This is a genomic window from Vibrio sp. 1731 (genome assembly GCF_033339955.1).
GTDB lineage: Bacteria > Pseudomonadota > Gammaproteobacteria > Enterobacterales > Vibrionaceae > Vibrio > Vibrio alginolyticus.
On sequence record NZ_JAWOVO010000005.1, the window covers coordinates 131,811 to 152,904 of the forward strand.

Here is a 21,094-nt window from a genome sequence, read left to right on the forward strand (position 1 = left end):
GATATTCCTTTTATTCTAATGGCTGGATCAATAACAACATCGATTGATATCGCAGTTTTACCGCCAGTCCATTTTGTGATTTTGTCATTTCAACCAAGTTGTACTTGCCCAATGTTTTCAGTGTTCTCGACACATTACTGACCGCTCGACCTGTGAGCATGGCCAGCTCAGTGACCGATTGCGGCTGTTGTTCGGCGATTACTTTTAACATCTGCTGGTTTTCTTTCGACAGCAGATTGGCCACCGATTTCAGTGAGTCGAACCAGATATCAACGGGGAAATCGGGGTCGGGCGTTTGCCCTTTAATGCCAATCACGCAGCGCGATTGTTTTGCGTTTTTCATTACTCGCATAGCTTACTCGAATCGTTTGCTCACTAGGTTCCCAGCAAGTAGATAAAAAAGCGCTTGGCCAATAAAAAGACTGTACGCTTATACATAACCAGAACATCTTATCAACCACTGATAATAGAGCAAGGATATTTTCCGTTTAGGGCGACTACAAACCCAGTGTTCAGCAAGTACACAACCAGTACACTGGCGGTATTGTCTGCCTTAGCCTTTAATCCTCGCCCAGCCCTTAGGTTGACTGGCGGTACACTAAAAGGCGACAAGCCCTCACAGGGCTCATCACCTTTTTAGTCATCCAATATGCTGCCTTTCACGCAGTACATGCGTGGGCGGGTATTGTCGGGCAGGCTGACTTTTCGCTGCGGTCGGTTGCCATCAGGGACTAGGTAGCCTGCGGCCATCAGTGCTTTGGCGGCGCGATCTGGGCTTAGGCCTTCGGTGGCTTCACGCCAGCCGGTTGGGTAAAACAAGTAGAGGGTTTGTGGGCCTGTAGAGTCAAGCCAACCGGCGCGTTGGCGTACTTGGCTGCTGTAACCGGTTTGTTTGGGCGTAAAGCGGCTTTCGCCATGCTGCTCAATAAAGCTGCGCACCTGGCGAATGGCTTGTTGGTCTTCATTGGCAGCCACACCACCGCGGGCGAGTATCCATTGGTTAAGCTGGCTTAAACAGGCGGCTTCGACACTTTGGGTTGGCCAATCGAGTACTTTGGCTTGAATGGCTAACAACCCAGCGCTGGCCAGTAAGGCAAACTTTTCGGCAACTCGACGCACTTGGCCGTCCGCCTCGGGTGGTAAGCTGGCTAAAAAACGTTGGCGTACATTTTGGAAAACGGGGCGCACCTGCGCGCTGTGCTGCGTTAAATACCGTAACCAGTCCAAAGCCAAGCAGCCGTAATGTTGGCGACTTTGCTGTTTTAGGTGATCGGCTAAATCAGCGGCGTTCATGTCATGGCTATGGTTAAACACGCCCATTTGCGCTCCAGCATCGGCACTGAGATCAATCACGCGCACTTGCTGGCCGGCTTTTACGCGCTTGCCGATACTGGCAAGATGGCTTTCGAGCGTCACTTCACCAGTAGATAAAAACACTAAACGCCAACGGGCGGGTAAGCGCATTTCACCGTATTTGCCTGCACGGGTTTTACCTTGGCCATTGGCAAGCATATAAGCGACATCTCCCGCCTCTTTTGGATCAACTTCGCCCATTTCATCGAGCGCCAGCAAGGCATCGTTATGCGCTAATGCTGTGCCTTCTAAACCGTTGGCCGTGGCACGCCAACTGTGGCGCAGTTGATTAGGCTCGCCCCACACCGATAATGCTGGATACAGCGCTGCGGTTTTACCAGTACTGCTGGCACCGTAGAGGTGTAAACCAAAACCATCCACCCCGCACAAATGCAACAAAGGCGCAGCCAGAGCAGCACAAACACCAACAATTAATAGCGGGTTATCCAGACAATAACGGCCAACGTGCTGCCGCCAACTATCGCTACTACCTTGTTGAATAAAGCCTTCTATCGGGTGCATGGTTTGCAGCACCATGCGCAGGTTGTTACTGTGTTCGCTTGGGTAAAAGGTGAGGCGCGGATGCACATAAGCGTGGTGATGCCAGCCAATGCAGTTCACGCTGATGGCCTTTTGCGTGGCCAGTTCGCCCATTTGTTGAATAAACAGGGAGAGCAACTGCCGCGCTTTGACACTGTTGCTTAGCCGCATGCCTCGGCTGAGTAGGATTCGGCGGTACTCGCTGCCGTCTCCGGCCAATAGTTCTGCTGGCATGGCCCAATAGCGATGGCGATTGTCATCGTCTAACCAGTGCAATAAATAGCCGTAGTTGTCCCCTTGCGGATCGCGGGTGCGGGCGGCCACTTGCAACCAAGAACAGATTTTAACTGGGCTATCTTGCCCAGCCGGTTGCATCACCAGCCAGTTTTGCGCGTTATAGGCAAAACCAGCCGGTAATGTTGGCATGTTGTTATTCAACTCATTGGCAGGTAACGCGGTTGATGCTGATGGTTTATCTACGGCCATAAGCAGCACCGATACGGCGGGTTTCAATCCACTGGTCGATATCGCTTTCTAACCAGCCCACGGCACGCGCGCCAATCCGGATGGATCGCGGAAATTCACCATTGGCCATCAGGGCATAAATGGTGCTGCGGCCAAAGCCTGTTTTGGCCTTTACCTCGGGCAAGCGCAAAATCCGCTGCTGACGCGCTAGGTGCACTGAGTTTGTGGGTAACTGTGTGGTTGGGTTCATCGTTTGCTTCCTCACTGATCTGTTAAGTTCAGTTAGGAGTTTGCCAGTACTAAACGGACGCAGTAGGCAGATAAATGCCCGGATCGTGCAGCTTTCTGAGGGTACAAGTAGCTACTTGCCCCAGAATTTACATAATGCCCCAAGTCATAAATACCCTGTGGGCAGGGTTAGTGTGTGCCTAAGTGGCGTGAACTAAGGCTTTGCCCAGACTGCCCCAAAAGCCCAAGGGATGAGTGCCAAAAGCTTTTTCAAAAAGGGAGAGTCTTGCTCAATTAGAACGCCACAACACTTTTACGCGCATAAAAATGTAAAATATCACACTTTTCTGCGCGTAAAAGTGTAGACTGAGTTATACTACAGGCAGTTAACAGTCTAAATTGGCGGGAAATGACAATGCAGCGCAACTTACTCAACGCCCTAATAGCATGGAAAAGTCAACCTGTGCGCAAGCCATTATTGATCGATGGCGCAAGACAAACAGGTAAAACCTATCTACTGCAAGAGTTGTTTGGGAATACCTTTGCCAACATCCTTCGTATCGACTTCCTTGAAAACCCAGCTTACAAAGAAGCGTTCGATGGCTCGTTGTCACCTGACGAGCTAGTAATGAACATTGAGTTGTTAACCAACCAAGCGTTCAATCCAGACACCGACTTGCTGATATTAGATGAAATTGGCGAATGTGAACGAGCCGTAACTTCGCTGAAGTATTTTGCCGAAAAAGCACCGTCCTATTTTGTCGCAGCCAGCGGTTCAAATATTGGTTTGCTCAACACCTTCCCTGTGGGCAAGGTAGAGCAATACAATTTACGACCACTGACCTTCCAAGAATTTATTTACGCATCCAACGAGCAAGCACTGATCAAAGCATTTGATAGTCAAGCAAGCACACCGGCGGTGCACACTAAATTGATGGATAAACTAACCGACTATTTTTTTACCGGTGGTATGCCGGAAGCCGTTTCTGCTTGGTATCAGTTTAAGGATTCAAGCATTCTAGAGCGTGTTGAAAAAGTCACAAAAATTCATGCCGATTTAGTTGAAGGTTATCGCCGCGATTTCGGTAAGTACGCGGGCAAGGTCGATGCCACACTGATTGAATCGGTGTTTAATAGCATTCCAGCCCAGCTATCACTTGTCAGCGATGAGTCAGTTAAACGCTTTAAATTTAAGCATGTGCATGAGCGTAAATCTCGTTATAGCGATTTTGAAACCGCGATCCATTGGCTTAACTGCTGCCGCTTAGCTTTGCCAAACTACCCTATTGAAGGATTACCTAAATCTCCGTTGGCGGCCTATAAAAAAGACAATATGGTTAAACTATTTCTGTTTGATGTGGGCCTGCTCAATCATATGCTGGGCAGCAGTTATAAAGAGATTAAGCAACAAAACTATGAATACAAAGGCTATGTGGCTGAAAACTTTGTGCAACAAGAGCTCACAGCTATTGGCGTTGACCCAAGCTATTCATGGAATGACGCCCGCGCCGAAATCGAATTTATTTTGGCGACCGATGAAGGCGATATCATCCCTGTGGAAGTCAAAAGTGGTAAACGTACAAGAGCAAAATCGTTGGCATCCTACGTTGAAAAATGTACTCCAAATAAAACCTTTAAGTTAACGGGTACACAAGGCTCTTCAGCGTTAGAACAAACCAATATCGTGATGCCTTTGTATTTCACGCAGTATTTACCAAAGAGGTGGTAAAAGCGCGTTGCCTAGCCCCGAAGGTCTACACAAAGTTACCTTAGGGATAACAATTTGTAGACCTGATGCTTACCATTCGACACTCAGTCTTATCTCTCTTGGATACCATAGTATCCATATTGAGCTTATTTCTATTAAAATGGACATCATAATGTCCATTTCAGGCTAAGTGAGCTTTCTGCTGACTCATTACTATCGCGTAGAACCAGTGAAAAAATGGCAAAGCTATGTTGACGGAAATCGTGCTCGATAAAGCCCTTCAAAACTGCTATGTTTTAGCTCTAACAGCAGCATAAAAACGGCACTGTTTTTCCATTGCTAACCACTAAGATTTAGTAAAAGCCATAGGCAAGTGGTGGGCAGTTTGGTGGGCAAACAGGCATTCTTGAACGGTTTCTTTTCGATAACTCGTTGAGTTTGTTAGGTTCTAGGCCGCTACTCAATGAGCAGATCCAAAACATTGAATGATCTAAAAGTCATCGAGTATTGAAACAAAAAAGCCCCGCTAGTGCGGGGCTTTCTTTTACTCATCTTTTTCCAAGGTTCTGTTATCAACGTAGGGCCAATAATGGTGTCCAATTCTGATCAGCAAAGTAGCCGCAGCCAAAATAAACGCAGCCAGAGATAACCACACAACCAAAACCGCATCCAGCTCTTTCATTCCGAGAGTGATATAGCGGGCGATCGCCATCATCGCGATGTAGATAGGATAGCGTACCGGAATTTTACCGTTCATCACGAACTGCTGCACCATGGCGAGCACTTCCAGATAGATAAACATCAACAGAATATCTGTGAGTAAGACACGCTTCTCTACAAATACGTGCACAAACTCTTGCATCATGGCGTACAACGTCGCCAAGGTAATAGAGACTAATAATACCGCCTCCAAAATATGGAAGATTCTCAGGAAAGGTCGACTAAAGGATTTCGGTAAATTCGACGGCATGGTCCATTATCCAAACAAAGAAAATAGGCCTTGAGTTTAGCATGCAACGATCTTCAATCAATCAGAATAAACATCAGTGTAAATCGACTCCAAGTCCTGGCATTTGCTTATAAAAACGCTCCGCTTATTTGGCGGAGCGCTTTTGTGTTATAGGACCTGTGGCATCACTTACGCCACTTGCTGCTTTTTTTCAGCTACGCGCTTTTTCTTCCGATATTTAGGGTGAGTGATCGGAATCGCAGATAGGAGTTTTTTGGTGTATTCGTTTTGCGGGTTTGCATAAATTTCTTTAGCACTGCCTGCTTCTACCACTTTGCCAAAATACATCACGGCAACTTTGTCAGAAACATGTTTCACCACCGAGAGATCGTGAGAGATAAATATGATCGCCAAGTTCATTTCTTGTTGCAGTTGTAGCAATAGGTTCAAGATTTGCGCCTGTACCGACACATCTAACGCAGATACCGATTCATCACAAATCAGCAGTTTAGGCTTCAATGCAATCGCGCGAGCGATACCGATACGCTGCCGTTGCCCGCCTGAAAATTCATGTGGATAACGGTTTACTGCCGTTTCTGGTAATCCCACTTTGATTAAAAGCTCTTTTACCCATTGTTTACGCTCTGTTGGCGTGCCAATTTTATGAATAACAAACGGTTCTTCCAGAATCATACCGATGGTATGACGCTGATTGAGTGACTCCATTGGGTCTTGAAAGACGATTTGCATGTCTTTACGCAGCGATCGCATCTCTTTCACAGACAATTTAGTGATGTCTTTACCTTCAAAGAAAATCTTACCTTCTGTTGGCTCGTATAACTTTAAGATCGTGCGACCAAGGGTGCTTTTACCACAACCTGACTCACCAACTAGCCCCAGTGTTTCACCTTCAGAAACAGACAGTGAAACCCCGTCTACCGCTTTGATGGTGTAGCCTTTCTTGAACAGCCCTTTACCAGAAACAAAGTGCTGCTTAAGATTTTCAATTCTTAATACTTCTTTTGCCATAACATCCTCTTTTATGACTGGTTCACTTTGCCCAGTTAACTGGCAAACATACTGGCATCAATAGGCTTGATATCGATCATCTGCTTCGGCTCATTATCTAAGCTCGGCATCAATCCCATTAAACGCTCTGTGTATGGGTGCTGCGGGTTATCAAACAACTCAAAAATTTCTGCTTTTTCGACAATACGTCCGCCATACATCACGGCAACATCATCACACACTTCTGCCACAACCCCGAGATCGTGAGTGATGAAGATCATCGCCATGCCCGTTTCTTCCTGAAGCTCGTTCATCAGTTCAAGGATAGACGCCTGAACCGTAACATCCAACGCTGTAGTCGGTTCATCACAAATCAGAATATCCGGCTTACAGGCCAATGCCATCGCGATCATGACACGCTGGCGCATACCACCAGATAGGTTATGGGGATACTCATTCAATCGCTTCTCTGGCATTGGAATTTTTACTTTTGCCAGCATTTCAATCGAGTACGCCTCCCGCTCCTTTTTGTCGAGCTCAGGTCGATGGAGCTCAAGCACTTCACATATTTGACGACCAATGGTATGCACTGGGTTAAGCGCCGTCATTGGGTCTTGGAAGATGATCGAAATGCGATCGCCACGCATGGCGTACATCTCTTCCGCAGGCAAATCAACTAGGTTGGTGCCGCGATAATTCACTTCACCTTTAATGATGTTGCCATATGGCTTAGGTAATAGCCCCATGATCGACATTGAGGTTACGCTCTTACCACTACCTGACTCTCCCACCAGACCGAGTGTACGCCCAGCTCTCACATCAAAGTTCACACCATGCAGAACCTTCACTGGCCCATCATCGGTGGTAAATTCAACTTCGAGATCTTTAACACTTAGGATTACATCGTTTTCCATAACCAATCCTTACAGCTTATAAGTGTCATCTACGACAACAACAGGTTCAAAAGCTTTGCCTGACTTCATCGCTTGTTTCGTTTCTTTTTTGATATCACTATCAATCCAGTAAGTGCCATCGCCTATGATTGCACCACTGAACAGCGCCTCTGTCATGCGATTCATTGGCTTATCTGGAAACTTTAACCAGCGCCAGTGACCATAGCGGACATAAGGAACCATGTAGCCTGGGACGATAACGTGAGCATCAATGATGTCACGCTGAATCTCATGACCTAGCTGGATCTTTTTATCCATATCCATGCCAAAACGATACTCGATGATCTTTTCATCCAGTTCAGGCGTGCTGTAGTTTGTGAAAGAGTTAGTTTGCGGCTTGTTCGCATTGACTGAATGGAAATACTCCCAATACGTTGGGATCTCAGACGTACCCATATCTAAGAAAGCCAAATCGTGCTTTTTCTCACGTACGTATTTGAACATGGATGAGCCATCAACTAACTTGAGCTCAATATCCAGCCCAGCTAGCTTGGCTTGCTCACGCAAAAAGGCAATACGAGGAGTATGAACAGGTGTTCCGTAGGTCAGCTCGAAGCTTAAGCGCTCACCTTTATCATTGACACGAATACCATCAGAACCAATTTTGTTAAAGCCTGCGGCTTCGAATGCCTCGGCCGCTTTTGCGGGATCAAACTTCGGTGCCTTAGCATCTGGTAGGGTGTATTTACCATGACCATAACCGGTCGGGTTCGGTTTACGGGAGTAGTCGCCACGCATGACATTCTCTATCATGCCATCAAAGTCAATCGCGTAAGTAATGCCCTTGCGAATGTTTAAATCATCCAGCAAAGGCATCGCGGTGTTCATCCATACACCACCAGCCCCAACTGGGAATTGGTTGTAACCCCAGAACTTTTGAATGTATCCCTTTTGGTAAGGTTCCGTATTCGATTTATCATGCCATAAGCTTGGTAAAACAAGACCAAATGCGTCCAGCTTCCCTTTCTCAAAGTGCTTCATCGCGATATCACTGTCGCGAATCACTGTGATGCGGATTTTGTCGACATTATAACGATGTTGATAATACTTATTGCTGTAACCCCACCAGTCTTCACCGACATGTTTGAAGGTAACACTTTTACCTTTTTTAATGTCATCTAGGTAGTATGCACTGGTCGTTGGTTCACTTTTAAAATTGTAGTAGCGGACAAAGTTGTCATGTATACCGTCACCATTTTCATCTTTTGAAGGGTTAGCATAAAAATGTGCGGGGCGTGGGCGCAGAGCCCCCATTCGTAACAGCAACTCTTCCGGATTGAACTCTTTCGCAGCCTTAACAGCAAACGTATGAGTGTCGTACTTGATAACATCCGCAATCGTTTTGTTGTAGTAATCGTTGTACCAAGGTTCCAAGATGTCCTTGGAACGATAAAACTTCAGCATGAACACGAAATCGTCGGCAGTCACAGGTTTGCCGTCCGACCATTTGGCTTCAGGGTTGAGTTTGAAATAGACCGTTTTGTTGTCACCTGCTAACGCCCACTCGTTAGCAAGCTCAGGGATAAACTCTAAAGTATCTGGGTGGCGGACCACCAAGCCTGGTGTTTCATCTAAGATAAAAGAACGTAGCCCTGCATTAGCGTCTGGGCCAACACTACGTAACGTCTGCGGGAAACTTGACATAAAGGTGCGATAAGTCCCTCCACGTTTCGCTTCTGGCGAACCATATTGAGGCTCATCCCAGTTTGTTTGCCAGTTTAAGTCAGTCGGAAGCGTTGCTGACATTGCACCAAAACTCAGGGCGCTCAGCGTGGACGCTAAAAATAATTTCTTCATAAAACTTCCCTTTTTATGTTTTGCTCACAATGCTCGCTTAAACATAGCGTGTGAATTTTTTCGGGTCGAAAGCCGCTCGAATGGCTTCACCAATAAAGGTCACCATTACCAGAACCAGAACAATAGAAGTCACTACTGACGCAACAATCCATGGCGAATCTAAGTTTGACTTACCTTGTTGCAGTAGTTCACCCCAACTTGGCGTTGGTGGCATCAAGCCTAATCCTAGGTAATCGAGAGCAGTCAGTGCTGTGATGTTAGCTGCAATAGTGAAAGGCGCTAGGGTTACAATCATCACCATCGTATTTGGCAAGATGTGATTAAACAAGATACGTCCGGTCGATGCCCCTAAAGCACGAGCCGCCATTACATATTCTCGTGCCGCTTCTTTATAGGTCATGGTCCGCATGTACCATGTCATCCCCATCCAAGTGAAAAGCACGTTAATAGCGACAAAGAGAGCGAACGTCGGCTGAACGATTGAGACAAGAATCATAATGACGTACAAAAACGGGACCATTGACCAGATTTCGATAAGTCGCTGTACAAACAAGTCAAATTTACCGCCCCAAAAACCCATAGCACAACCGACTGCAGTACCGATCGCGTAGGAAATGGCCATCGTAAGCAACGCAAATCCCATCGCCGTTCTGAATCCGTAGACGAGTCGCGCCAAAATATCGCGACCTATCACATCTGTACCTAAATAATGCTTATTTTCGGCACTAGGCGCTGTTGGCGGGAAATCACCACTAAAATCTTGTTCGTATGGGTTCCACGGCACAAGCGGCAAAATAACAAAGTTGTCGCCCCCTTCAGCCTCAAACGCTTTTTGCAGTACACGATAATCGGCTTCACTGGATGACTCTTGGCCGAATTCGCTACCTAAACGTACGTCACTGACAACAGGAAAATAGTAGCTACCATCGTACTTGACGACTAGCGCTTTACTGTTGATCAAAAGTTCGGCGAATAGAGAAAGGATCAACATGATAGAAAGAGCAACAAACGACCAATAGCCTCGTTTGATCTCTTTAAAGTGACGAATTTTCTTTTGAGTTAATGAACTAACTTTAATCATGTTACGCTCCAAACTTCACACGTGGGTCGACTAAAGCAACACAAATATCTGAAATGATGTTACCAATGAGCAGTAACAACGCATTAATGGCGACAATACCCATAACAACAGGGTAATCACGCTCCATGATTGATTCGTAACCCAATAAGCCAATGCCATCAATATTGAAGATAACTTCAATCAGGAAGGCACCGGTCATGAAGAACAACAAAGAGTTACCAAAGTGACTCGCGATCGGAATTAAGCTGTTACGCAACGCGTGCTTACGAACTGCTTTTTTGAAAGGTAATCCTTTCGCAATTGCGGTGCGGATGTAATCTGAGGAAAGGTTTTCCATCAGGTTATTTTTCATTGTCATCGTCAGCGTGGCAAAATCACCAATGAGGTAACAGATCAAAGGCAACACCGCATGCCACATAATGTCTTTAGCGCGTTCAAAGAAGGTTTCGTAATCGTCGAAGTCATCGCCGACAAAGCCTCCCATCGGAAACCATTCCAAGTGATAACTAAATAACGTGATCAGCAATACACCCACCACATAACCTGGTAGCGCGTAGCCTACGAAAATGAGTACTGAAGAGGCGGAATCAAACACAGAACCGTGCTTGAGCGCCTTATAGTAACCAAGAGGAATCGAGATAAAATAACTAATAAAGAAGGTCATGCCGCCATAAAACAACGACACTGGCAAACGCTCTGCGATCATGTCAGAGACAGGCTCGTAGTAACGCGTCGACTCGCCAAGATCTAGCATTACCAAACGACTTAACCATTCGACGTACGCTTCCGTTACTGGTTTATCCAGGCCATAAAACGCATTCAGCTCCGCGATTTGATCGTCAGAAAGGGCCGTATTACCACCCGCAGACGTCATTGATGCGGCGCCGTCCCCCTGGGACTGCATTTGTGACAACATGCGTTCAACAGGTCCGCCAGGCACGAAACGAGTGATAGCAAAGATGAGAATAGTTATCCCGAGAAACGTTGGGATAACCAACGCCAAACGGCGTAAAAAGTACGACAGCATATACAACTTGCTCCTTGTCTACTGTCCAGTTCAAACGGAGTGAAAGAGGATATTTTCCGCCCAAAATGGTGCATATTTATCTCGTAGTAACTAAAACTGTTGAAGCACACTCCCTGCGCCTCAAGAGCTAGACTTTTCTACTACTGCAATAATTTCAGCGTCATATTTATCTTGAATCCACATCAGCTTCAAGTGTTTGAAACCAAAACATGACAAACTTCCTTCGATGTCGAAAAACAGAAATGTTTTTGTAAAAAATTATAAAAAACCACAAAAATAATTCATACAGAATATCAATCTAGGCTGTTTAGAGCCAAAACCCTACATAAAAATGCACCCTACACACATAAATAGACACATAATCCAAGGTTATATTTGACCTAAAAATACGAGTGAGCCCTTTAACAGCAATGGGTATCATATTTTGATACCACCTAATAAGTTCGAGCTAACAAAGTATGGATTCGATATAAAACTCATCTCAGAACAATTCACTGGAAAAATATCTTTTTCCAGATTCAATTACCCACTAAAAAACCATAGGCAAGATAAGTCATTAAAGTTTATAAGAAACACAAAATACGGTGTTTTATTGAAATTTAATCTCGATTCATAAACCTTATTCGGTTTTTTATTCCGCCTTTTAAATAAAGTCTGGTTATTTACATCTTTTTTACATTTAAGCATCCCCGTTTACCACTGGTTTGACTTCCTTTTTTCATCTCGGTTATACATTGGCCGAACGTTAACGAAATATTAACGTCACATTTGGCCGCTATGCGGCCAGACATAGGAAATAATAATAATCGGAGCAACAAGGATGTATAAAAACACAACCGCTTTATCTGTTGCGATAAGCCTTGCTTTGGGGACAGCAGCAGTTGCAGCCCCAGCAACAGCACTGGCAGAAGAGCAGCAAGTTGAAAAACTTCAAAAGATGAAAGTTACTGGTTCGCGTATCTCCACGACGGATATGGAAGGTCCTTCACCAGTTACTGTTATTAATAGTAAAGACATTGAGTCTAAAGGCTTTAACAGCGCGCAAGACGTATTGAACAGTTTGACCCAAAACACAGGTGGTGTAATGGCTCAAACAGACTCTTTCTCGTTTACACCAGCAGCGCAGTCAGTCAACTTACGTGGCCTTGGCGCGTCACGCACATTGATTCTTATTGATGGCCGTCGTCTTCCTCAATACCCGCTAGCACAAGATGGTACATCTAACTTCCAAGATATCGGCCAAATCCCTGTCGCCGCTATTGAGCGTGTTGAAGTAATGACCGACTCAGGTTCTGCTATCTACGGCTCCGACGCAATCGGTGGTGTCGTAAACTTCATTTTAAAGAAAGACTTTGATGGCGTTTCTGTAAAAGTACGCGCGGGTGACGCGACGGATGGTGGTTACCAAAATGGTCGTTTAGACGTTGTAGCTGGCAAAAACTTTGACGACAAACGTATTCTCTTCGTTGGCCAATTTGCGGGCAACGAAATGCTAAAGCAATCTGACCGAGATGATTGGGCTGGCGATGACGGTTCTAGCCGTTCTCAGCTAAGTGGCTACTCTAGCTACGGTGCAAACTTTGAAGGCGCCAACGGAACACTTCTAACACCAGCTGATGCTGGTTCTTCATGTAAAGAAGTCGTTGGTGATGCCGCGATTGAACGAGCGGATGGAAAGTGTGGTGTTAACCGCTCTGCATACCGAACATTAAAACCAGAAAACAAACAAGTAGACCTACTTTTACGTGGTGAAATGGACATTAACGACAATGTCACTGCCATGGCAGAAGCCCGTTTTGGCTACAAGTCTACAGAATCTGAATTCGAACCTAACCCTTACAGCGTTGAAGTTGATGCCACTCACTTCCGCGGCGAAGGCGAATACACTCGCCGTATGGTCGAATTTGGACCACGCGAAAGTAACACTGAAGCCGATTCTTTTGGCTTAACCTTAGGCTTGAACGGCCTGCTTGCTGATACGTATGATTGGGACCTATCCGCTGGTTACTCTGAGCAAAGCGTTGAAACAAGCAACCCAGCAATCTTTCTAACTCTCGACCAAGCTGTACAAAATGGTGATGTCGATCTTCTAGGGCCTATCTCACAAGACGTTGTAGACAAATACAGCGGCACTTCAAGCAAAGAAGCTTACTCAAAGCTTTACTCTGTTAACGGCTCACTGGCTGGTGATTTGGTTGAACTTCCTGCAGGTATGTCTGGCTTTGCTGTTTATGGTGAATGGAACCGTACTGACTACAATGAGACGATTGATGCTACAACAGCAGCTGGTGGTTTCTCTGGTCTAGGTGGAACATCAGGCGGCGGTGACCGCGATCAGATTGGTCTTGGTGTTGAAGCTCTTATTCCTATCATTGAAGATTTAGAAATGACTGTCGCTGGTCGTTACGACCACTACTTCGACGACTCGGCAACTGGCGGCGCATTCACTCCTAAAGTAGCCCTAGCATACCGTCCTACTGACACCCTATTGCTACGTGGTAGCTACGGTCTAGGCTTCCGAGCTCCAGACTTGAAGCGACTATTTGGTGATCAAACTCGAGGCTTTGGTTCTGGTTTTGACCCTGTGCTTTGTGCCAACGCTGGTGGTAGCGGCCCACAAGATAAAGATAAGTACCCAGAGTGTGATACTCAGTACTTCGATACGCTTAATGGCCCTAACTCTGAGCTGAAAGAAGAAACAAGTACAAACATTAACTTGGGCCTAGCGTGGGAGCCTGTGGATGATCTTGGTGTAACTGTTGACTGGTACCACATCAAGATGGAAGACGTCGTAACAGCACCAACTTACCAAGACGTAATTAACGATCCAGGTAAATACCCAGGTACTGAAGTCGTTCGTAACCCAGATGGCACCATCAAGTCGGTATCCTATGGTCCAGTGAACCAGTCGTATGAAGAGCGTTCTGGTATTGACCTAGCGATCAAATACGCATACGACACTAATGAGTTCGGTTCATTTAACACGCGTGTTGCTGTAACGAAGATCTTGATTGCTGAATATCAAGAAAACGACAGCGAGCCTGTAACGGATGAAAGAGATTTCATGCCTGAATACACCGCAACGTTAAATCTTGGCTGGGCATATGAAGATGTCGCTATCAACCTATTTGGTAAATACCGCGACCGTATGTGTTCAAGCTACGCAAACCGTTACTACTTTGATGACTGTGATTCTGCTAAAAAAGCGGGTTACAAAGCAGAAATCGCTAGTATGACAACGTGGAACCTAACGGCTTCTTACCAATTCAACGAGAGTGGTCGTGTAACTCTTGGTGCTATCAACATGTTTGACAAAGTACCGCCTGCAGATCCTCTAAGCGATACCTCTCCATTCTATGCAACTGGGTATGACGATCCAATCGGACGTCAGCTATACGTCGAGGCATCATACGACTTCTAAAAAATATTTGGCGCGGGTTTTCCGCGCCCTTTTCGACTGACTAAAACACTGACAAGGATGCAACCATGAAATTCAAGGAATTTGGTCTCAGTGCCATAGCTGCAGCATTGCTTACTATCAGTAGTAGCTCTATAGCGGCCAGCTCTGGTGCTGTCGTTTCCACACAAGCAAAAGCAAATCAATCTTCAGAAGCTTCGCAACAAAAAATCGACAATTATGCCGAAAGTACTGAAGGCATGTTGGCAGAATACAAAGGCTTACTACGTCAAATCGACAGCATGAAAGTCTACAACGAGCAAATTAACCGTATGGTTCAATCACAGCAAGGTGAATTGGACTCATTAAATAACCAAATTGCTCAGATCGATCAAACGGCAACAGAAGTAGTGCCACTAACACTTAAAATGATCGATGCACTCGATGAGTTTGTGACTCTCGATCTGCCTTTCCAGAAAAAAGAACGTAATAAACGTGTCCAAGAACTGCGTCGTCTCATGGATCGCGCCGACGTAACGACTTCTGAGAAATTCCGTAAAGTGATGGAAGCCTACCAAATTGAAGAAGGCTTCTCTCGCTCAATTGAATCTTACAAAGCTAGCCTAGATAGAAATGGGGAAACCGTGACTTACGACTTCCTACGTATTGGTCGCACGGCGCTTTTATTCCAATCTCCAGACGGTGGTGAGACAGGTATGTGGAACCAACAAACACGTCAATGGGAAACATTACCGGAAAGCTACCGCATAGCGGTACAGCAAGGCCTTCGTATCGCGAAGAAGCAAGCGCCACCAGCGCTAATCAAATTGCCTGTATATGCTGGGGAGGAATAAGAGATGAAAGGATTCAAAACTCTAGCCGCTGGCCTACTAGCGAGCTTATTTATGGTTTCTGGCGTACAAGCAGAAGCGCCTAAAAACTTATCTGAACTACTTAAAAACGTAAAATCAGAAAGCATCGTTGAGTCGAAAGAGAACAAAGCCCGTGAAGCTGAGTTCAAGAACAATCGCGATAAGCAAGCGGTATTATTGCAACAAGCTCGCGAAGAGTTAGCTGCGCAGCAAGCACTGGGCGATCAACTTAAAGCAACATTTGATGAAAACGATAAGCAGCTAACTGAACTAACAGAAACCCTACGTGTTCGCTCTGGTACTTTGGGCGAAATGTTTGGTGTGGTCCGCCAGTATGCGGGAGAGTTTAAGGGCTTATTTGCAGCCTCTCAAAACGCTGTTCAGTTCCCAGAGCGTGACGCGCTACTAACGAAACTGGCTGAAAGCAAAGAACTGCCATCAACACAAGAGCTAGAAGCATTCTGGCATACCATTCTTCAACAAGTGGTTGCCTCAGGCGAGACAGCAACAACCCAAGCAACGGTTGTTTATGGCGAAGGTAAAGAAGCGGTTCGCGATGTTACTCTTGTCGGTGAATTTAACGCGATTGCCGATGGTAAGTACGTTACTTATGTACCTCAAACAGGTAAGTTCGAAGAACTCTCTCGACAACCTCGCACCAATATTACACGTCATGTTGCGGGCTTTGAGTCAGCGTCAAACAGCTATGAGCCACTGTTTATTGACCCATCCCGTGGTGTAATTCTGTCTCTACTTGTACAAAGCCCTACCGTTCAAGAACGTATTGATCAAGGTGGCATTGTAGGTTACGTCATCCTTGGTATGGGTGCAGTTGGCGCTATCATTGCTCTAGTTTGCTTCCTACGCCTTCAAGTGATTGGCGGTAAAATGCGTAAGCAAGCGAAATCAGAAACCGTGATTCCTGGTAACCCTCTGGGTGAAGTTATCCAAGCTTACCAAGAACACAAAGGTGACAACCTTGAAGATCTTGAAGCGAAACTGGACGAAATCATCCTACGTAACGCACCGAGCATTGAACGCTTTATTAGCTCAATCAAACTGTTCGCTTCTGTAGCACCACTTCTAGGTCTACTGGGTACGGTAATGGGTATGATCGGTACGTTCCAAGCAATCACACTATTTGGTACAGGTGATCCTAAGCTAATGGCTGGCGGTATCTCTGAAGCACTTGTTACTACGATGCTTGGTCTGGTTGTCGCAATTCCTCTACTGTTCCTGTACACCATCGTACACAGTAAAGGTCGTCGTTTGGTTCAAACTCTTGAAGAACAGAGTGCAGGCTTCATCGCTCGCTATCAGGAAAAACTACATAAAGCCGAAAGCTAAGGAGGCGTTATGTGGTGGTTAGTTGGAGAACTTGAATCAATTAGGCGCTTCTTGGGAATGGGTGGCGATGTACTCGTCGCCATCTTCATCCTCAGCTTTATGCTTTGGGCAGTATTGTTAGAACGTTGGTTCTATTTTGCTGCCGTCGCTCCAAAAGCCATGAAAAAAGCCGTTGGCTCATGGCAGGGGCGATCAGAGCACCAGAGCTGGAACGCTAAGATGATCCGACAAGAAATTGTTTCTCGTCAGGACATTGAGAATAAAAAGGGCCTGCCAATCGTGAAAGTGTTGATTGCGCTTTGTCCCTTACTGGGTTTGCTCGGCACCGTTGTTGGCATGATCCAAGTATTCGACATCTTAGCGGTAACAGGAACAGGAAGCCCTCGAGCAATGGCCTCGGGGATCTCAAAGGCAACAATCCCAACGTTAGCCGGGATGGTGGCTTCTCTATCAGGACTGTTCTTTAGTTCACGTCTTGATCATTTAGCCAAAGTCACAACGCAAAAGCTGGAAGATAAGCTAAAGCATATTGCCTGAGTAAATGGAATTAGAGGTATAGGTCATGAAAAGACGCTATAGCAGTGATAGCAGTGATGAAACCGCTATCGATATGACACCGATGCTCGACATCGTATTCATCATGTTGATCTTCTTTATCGTAACAACATCGTTCGTAAAAGAAGCTGGTCTAGAAGTAAACCGCCCGACGGCAAGCTCTGCGCAAACCGTGAAAAAAGGTAACATCATGGTCGCAGTTGGTGCGGCGGGTGATGTTTGGGTTGATAAACGCCGCATCGAAGTGGACGCGGTTCGCGCGAATATTGAACGTCTTCGTGCAGAAAGCCCTGATGGCGCAGTTGTTATCCAAGCCGACACAGAAGCAAATGCTGGCGTAGTCGTGAAGGTTATGGACCAGATCAAAATGGCAGGTGTAGAAAGCATCTCCATTGCCGCAACCAATAAGGATTAAGCTTATGCGGTATCTGGCCTCAATTGCACTGGCGCTCATTGTCTCCCTCGGGTTGTTCTGGGGGATGGACAAGCTAGTAAACAAAGAGCGCCACGAGTTAGTGTCGAATGATGACCTGCGTATGGTCGAGTTTATTCGCATTAAACCAGACGAAAAAATACAGGAGAAAAAACGCGAACTTCCAAAGCCACCACCGCCTAAGCGTCCGCCGCCGCCGCCAGAAATGAAAGTGACAGCGACAGTAAAACCGGTGATGGAGCAGACCCCAATGGATATGCCAAAGCTTGACCTACCCGTAAATGTTACAGGTGGTTCGGTGCTTGGACATTATAGCCAGGGTGGAGGTGCGCAACTCGCGGGTAGCGGAGGTCCAACACCTCTAGCGACATTCCAACCTCAAATGCCTAGGAAAGCTGCGAAAGCAGGAATAGAAAAAGGGGTCGTCTTATTAGAGTTTACTGTCAACGCACGTGGTGCCGTAGAGGACATCAAAGTTCTTAAAGAGCAACCACGACGCTTAGGCCTCGGTCGAGCGGCAAGAAAAACAGTCTCTAAATGGACATTTAAACCAAAATTGGTTGACGGGAAACCTGTTAGCTCGCGCCTATCGCAAGAAATAGAGTTCTCAACCAATTAAGGAGTCACGATGAAAAGTTTATGGAAAAGCAAAGTGGCTTCTTTAATTCTCTTCGTAGGAGTGGCAATGGCCGCTCCTACGATGGCAAAAGAAGCTCCTCAGTTATCAGATCGGACATTTCGAACCGTTAACAAAGTGCAAGAGTTGATCGCAACTGAAAAATATTCAGCAGCGAAAGAAAAACTAGCAAGCGCTTTAGAAAGCACAAGTTCGAAAAAATACGACCGAGCAGTTTTACTTCAGCAGACTGGCTTTTTGTATTCGCTACAAGACAATTATGTGCAAGCAGCAAAATACTTTGCCGAAGCATTACAGCTCGACGCACTTCCCGTTCCTGTTGCTCAACAAGTTCGCTACAGCTTGGCTCAGCTTTACCTAGCTGAAGAAAAGTATACGTTGTCTGTAAAAACGATGAAGGAATGGTTCAAGGTTGCAGAAACAACCAAAGAGAAGCCTCAAGCTCATGCTTATATCACGTTAGCGAGCGCTTATGTTCAGTTGGAAGATTACAGAAATGCAATCCCGCCAACCAAAAAAGCCATCGCGATGAGCAAGAGCCCAAGTGAGTCTTGGTACTTAATTCTCGTTGCATCTCACTACGAGTTAGGCCAGCTGAAAAGCGTTGCCAGTGTACTCAAAACTCTGACTTCAAAGTACCCTCAGAAAAAGCGTTACTGGATGCAACTTTCTGGTGTCTACATGGAGCTAGGTCAAGAGCGCAACTCTCTAGCCACCCTAGAAATGGTTTACAAAATGGGGAAACTAGAAGGAGAGAAGGAATATTTACGCTTTGTAAACTTCTTGGCTTATCAAGGTATTCCATATAAAGCAGCCAAAACTCTTGAAAAGGAAATGGCAGCTGGAAACATTGAAAAGACGAAGGAAAACTATGACCGCCTAGCCAGCTTCTGGCAGCAAGCTAAAGAGCTAGATAAATCAATTCTCGCTTATAAAAAGTCATATAACCTCGCTCCTTCTGCTAAAACGCAAATTCAGATTGCTCGCTTAATGATACAAGACAAGCAGTATTCTGAAGCAACTCGTTTTGTAGAAAGCGCGGCATCCAGTGCCTCTAAAGAGCAAAAGGCAGAACTTGAATACATTCGCGGGATGGCCTATTTCGAGCTTAAGCAGCCACAAAAGGCCTTGCAGGCGATGAAAGGCGCTGCTCAATCGCCAAAATTCAGGTCAACCGTTAGCCCTTGGATAAATTTCCTAGAGTCTCAAGGATAATTCGAAGATTAAGTGTGAGTCAGTCGCACGCCTGGGGAAGTGAAAGCTTCCCCTTTTTTCCGTTTTATCTTTATTAACCCCTATTTTTAACCAGAGTCACTCACGCAAGCCAAATCGGGACTCTAAACCTAAAATCAGCACACTAAACGGTTGTAGAAATGGTTTTAATAACAGAGTGCGCGGATGGTAAGTCCTGGTATCACGCTCCTTCTTCGCTGTTTAGGAACACTCTGGCGTAAGTAACTATTTCATCTGGGACGATCACAGACAGAAAGATCAACTGGTAACAAAATAGAGATCATGATACTCTTCGCCTCCATTTTTCTGGCGGGATTATCACCAATATCCACCCCTTTGGTGGTTGATTTCTCAATGCCAGTGCTATCGTTATAAGAATGTCGAACTTTCCTTCGGCACTCAATCAATCCAATCAAAAGTGGAACAGTACAATGGGCAAAGGTACTCTCTATATCGTATCTGCACCTAGCGGCGCAGGTAAATCTAGCTTGATCTCAGCGATGTTGGAACGCAACCCAACCTACGCAATGAAAGTGTCTGTGTCTCACACCACGCGCAACATGCGACCTGGTGAAGAAAATGGTGTCCACTACCATTTTGTAGCGAAAGATGAGTTTGAAGCCCTGATCGCTAAAGGTGACTTCCTAGAATACGCAGAAGTGTTTGGTAATTATTACGGCACATCTCGTGTATGGATTGAAGAAACACTAAATAAAGGTATCGACGTTTTTCTAGATATCGACTGGCAAGGCGCACGCCAAATCCGTGAACAAATGCCAGAAGCCAAAAGCATCTTCATCCTGCCACCATCAAACGGTGAGTTAGAGCGTCGCTTGAACACTCGTGGTCAAGATAGCGATGAAGTGATCGCAAAGCGTATGGCTGAAGCCAAGTCGGAAATCTCTCATTACAACGAGTACGACTACGTGATCGTAAACGACGATTTTGATACCGCTTTGATGGATTTTAAAGCTATCTTGCGTGCTGAAAGATTGAAGGAAGAAAAGCAAGCTGCTAAATATAAAGGTATGCTTGACGCGTTGTTAGCAGAGTAACTTCAAAAAAGTCACGCTGTAAAACATAAAGAATTTCCCGTTTTTTGCCCAGTGCGAAAAACACAATAAACTACCTGAGAAAGTCCACAAACGGTGGCTTGTCTAATTGCTAGTAAATAAAGTAGTTAGGTTGTATACTTTCTCGTCATTCTAAAATTTTAGTTAACTATTTGGAGTCCTCATGGCACGCGTAACTGTTCAAGACGCTGTTGAAAAAGTTGGCAACCGTTTCGACCTAGTACTGATTGCGGCTCGCCGCGCTCGTCAAATGCAAACTGGCGGTAAAGATGCACTAGTGCCAGAAGAGAACGATAAGCCAACGGTTATCGCTCTACGCGAAATCGAAGAAGGTTTAATTACTAAAGAAGTTCTAGACGCTCGTGAACGTCAAGAACAGCAAGAGCAAGAAGCGGCAGAGCTAGCGGCAGTAAGCAGCATCGCTCACAACCGTTAATT

At 45.7% G+C, this 21,094-nt stretch carries 19 protein-coding genes; 10 read left to right on the plus strand and 9 right to left on the minus strand.

Features of this window, described 5'->3' with window-relative positions:
• Positions 1 to 10: 10 nt before the first annotated feature.
• The 3 genes from R7035_RS07945 to R7035_RS07955 all read right to left on the minus strand — a co-directional run bounded on the left by R7035_RS07945 (position 11) and on the right by R7035_RS07955 (position 2,608).
• Positions 11 to 343: a MarR family transcriptional regulator gene (locus R7035_RS07945; RefSeq protein WP_203344845.1), complete on the minus strand. Its 333-nt coding sequence runs from the start codon at positions 341 to 343 to the stop codon at positions 11 to 13.
• A 293-nt stretch (positions 344 to 636) separates the two neighbouring features.
• The gene (locus R7035_RS07950) at positions 637 to 2,379 is read right to left on the minus strand and encodes a DUF927 domain-containing protein (protein WP_318146079.1); all 1,743 of its coding nucleotides are present in this window, start codon (positions 2,377 to 2,379) and stop codon (positions 637 to 639) included.
• Positions 2,366 to 2,608, minus strand: a complete 243-nt coding sequence (locus R7035_RS07955; protein ID WP_318146080.1) for an AlpA family transcriptional regulator — start codon at positions 2,606 to 2,608, stop codon at positions 2,366 to 2,368. Before R7035_RS07955 ends, R7035_RS07950 begins: the two co-directional genes overlap by 14 nt.
• Before the next feature lie 393 nt (positions 2,609 to 3,001).
• On the opposite strand from R7035_RS07955, the gene R7035_RS07960 reads away from it, so the two are divergent.
• Positions 3,002 to 4,315, plus strand: a complete 1,314-nt coding sequence (locus R7035_RS07960) for an ATP-binding protein (protein ID WP_036188612.1) — start codon at positions 3,002 to 3,004, stop codon at positions 4,313 to 4,315.
• A gap of 523 nt (positions 4,316 to 4,838) precedes the next feature.
• Here the strand turns inward: R7035_RS07960 and R7035_RS07965 are convergent.
• The 6 genes from R7035_RS07965 to R7035_RS07990 all read right to left on the minus strand — a co-directional run bounded on the left by R7035_RS07965 (position 4,839) and on the right by R7035_RS07990 (position 11,109).
• The gene (locus tag R7035_RS07965; protein ID WP_017820704.1) at positions 4,839 to 5,264 is read right to left on the minus strand and encodes a phosphate-starvation-inducible protein PsiE; all 426 of its coding nucleotides are present in this window, start codon (positions 5,262 to 5,264) and stop codon (positions 4,839 to 4,841) included.
• 168 nt (positions 5,265 to 5,432) lie between these two features.
• Entirely contained in the window at positions 5,433 to 6,272 is an 840-nt protein-coding gene (locus R7035_RS07970) for an ABC transporter ATP-binding protein (protein WP_005379372.1), read from the minus strand.
• 35 nt (positions 6,273 to 6,307) lie between these two features.
• Positions 6,308 to 7,165, minus strand: a complete 858-nt coding sequence (locus R7035_RS07975; protein ID WP_005379371.1) for an ABC transporter ATP-binding protein — start codon at positions 7,163 to 7,165, stop codon at positions 6,308 to 6,310.
• A 9-nt stretch (positions 7,166 to 7,174) separates the two neighbouring features.
• Positions 7,175 to 9,001: an extracellular solute-binding protein gene (locus R7035_RS07980; RefSeq protein ID WP_017634997.1), complete on the minus strand. Its 1,827-nt coding sequence runs from the start codon at positions 8,999 to 9,001 to the stop codon at positions 7,175 to 7,177.
• A 37-nt stretch (positions 9,002 to 9,038) separates the two neighbouring features.
• On the minus strand, positions 9,039 to 10,082 hold the full coding sequence (locus R7035_RS07985; protein ID WP_318146081.1) for an ABC transporter permease: 1,044 nt from the start codon (positions 10,080 to 10,082) through the stop codon (positions 9,039 to 9,041).
• A 1-nt stretch (position 10,083) separates the two neighbouring features.
• A complete protein-coding gene (locus R7035_RS07990) occupies positions 10,084 to 11,109 on the minus strand; it encodes an ABC transporter permease subunit (protein ID WP_005384771.1) in 1,026 nt (341 codons plus the stop codon).
• An 820-nt stretch (positions 11,110 to 11,929) separates the two neighbouring features.
• Here R7035_RS07990 and R7035_RS07995 point away from each other — a divergent pair.
• From R7035_RS07995 to rpoZ, 9 genes are all read left to right on the plus strand, one after another.
• Positions 11,930 to 14,530, plus strand: a complete 2,601-nt coding sequence (locus tag R7035_RS07995; RefSeq protein ID WP_017634998.1) for a TonB-dependent receptor plug domain-containing protein — start codon at positions 11,930 to 11,932, stop codon at positions 14,528 to 14,530.
• Between the two features lie 65 nt (positions 14,531 to 14,595).
• Positions 14,596 to 15,360 (plus strand): DUF3450 domain-containing protein, encoded by a 765-nt coding sequence (locus tag R7035_RS08000; RefSeq protein WP_064353525.1) that lies wholly within the window; start codon positions 14,596 to 14,598, stop codon positions 15,358 to 15,360.
• A gap of 3 nt (positions 15,361 to 15,363) precedes the next feature.
• Positions 15,364 to 16,725: a MotA/TolQ/ExbB proton channel family protein gene (locus R7035_RS08005; RefSeq protein ID WP_182038434.1), complete on the plus strand. Its 1,362-nt coding sequence runs from the start codon at positions 15,364 to 15,366 to the stop codon at positions 16,723 to 16,725.
• Positions 16,726 to 16,734: 9 nt separating this feature from the next.
• A complete protein-coding gene (locus R7035_RS08010; protein WP_005379363.1) occupies positions 16,735 to 17,262 on the plus strand; it encodes a MotA/TolQ/ExbB proton channel family protein in 528 nt (175 codons plus the stop codon).
• Between the two features lie 25 nt (positions 17,263 to 17,287).
• On the plus strand, positions 17,288 to 17,695 hold the full coding sequence (locus R7035_RS08015) for an ExbD/TolR family protein (protein WP_005379359.1): 408 nt from the start codon (positions 17,288 to 17,290) through the stop codon (positions 17,693 to 17,695).
• A 4-nt stretch (positions 17,696 to 17,699) separates the two neighbouring features.
• Complete coding sequence (locus tag R7035_RS08020) at positions 17,700 to 18,332, plus strand: energy transducer TonB (RefSeq protein ID WP_005379353.1); 633 nt, start codon at positions 17,700 to 17,702, stop codon at positions 18,330 to 18,332.
• Between the two features lie 9 nt (positions 18,333 to 18,341).
• The gene (locus R7035_RS08025; RefSeq protein ID WP_054579406.1) at positions 18,342 to 19,565 is read left to right on the plus strand and encodes a tetratricopeptide repeat protein; all 1,224 of its coding nucleotides are present in this window, start codon (positions 18,342 to 18,344) and stop codon (positions 19,563 to 19,565) included.
• Between the two features lie 449 nt (positions 19,566 to 20,014).
• Positions 20,015 to 20,638, plus strand: coding sequence for a guanylate kinase (gene gmk / locus R7035_RS08030; protein ID WP_005379347.1), 624 nt, complete (start codon positions 20,015 to 20,017; stop codon positions 20,636 to 20,638).
• A gap of 181 nt (positions 20,639 to 20,819) precedes the next feature.
• Positions 20,820 to 21,092 carry a DNA-directed RNA polymerase subunit omega gene (rpoZ, locus tag R7035_RS08035; RefSeq protein ID WP_005379346.1) on the plus strand — a complete coding sequence of 91 codons (273 nt, stop codon included), beginning with the start codon at positions 20,820 to 20,822 and terminating at the stop codon, positions 21,090 to 21,092.
• The last annotated feature ends 2 nt before the right edge of the window (positions 21,093 to 21,094 follow it).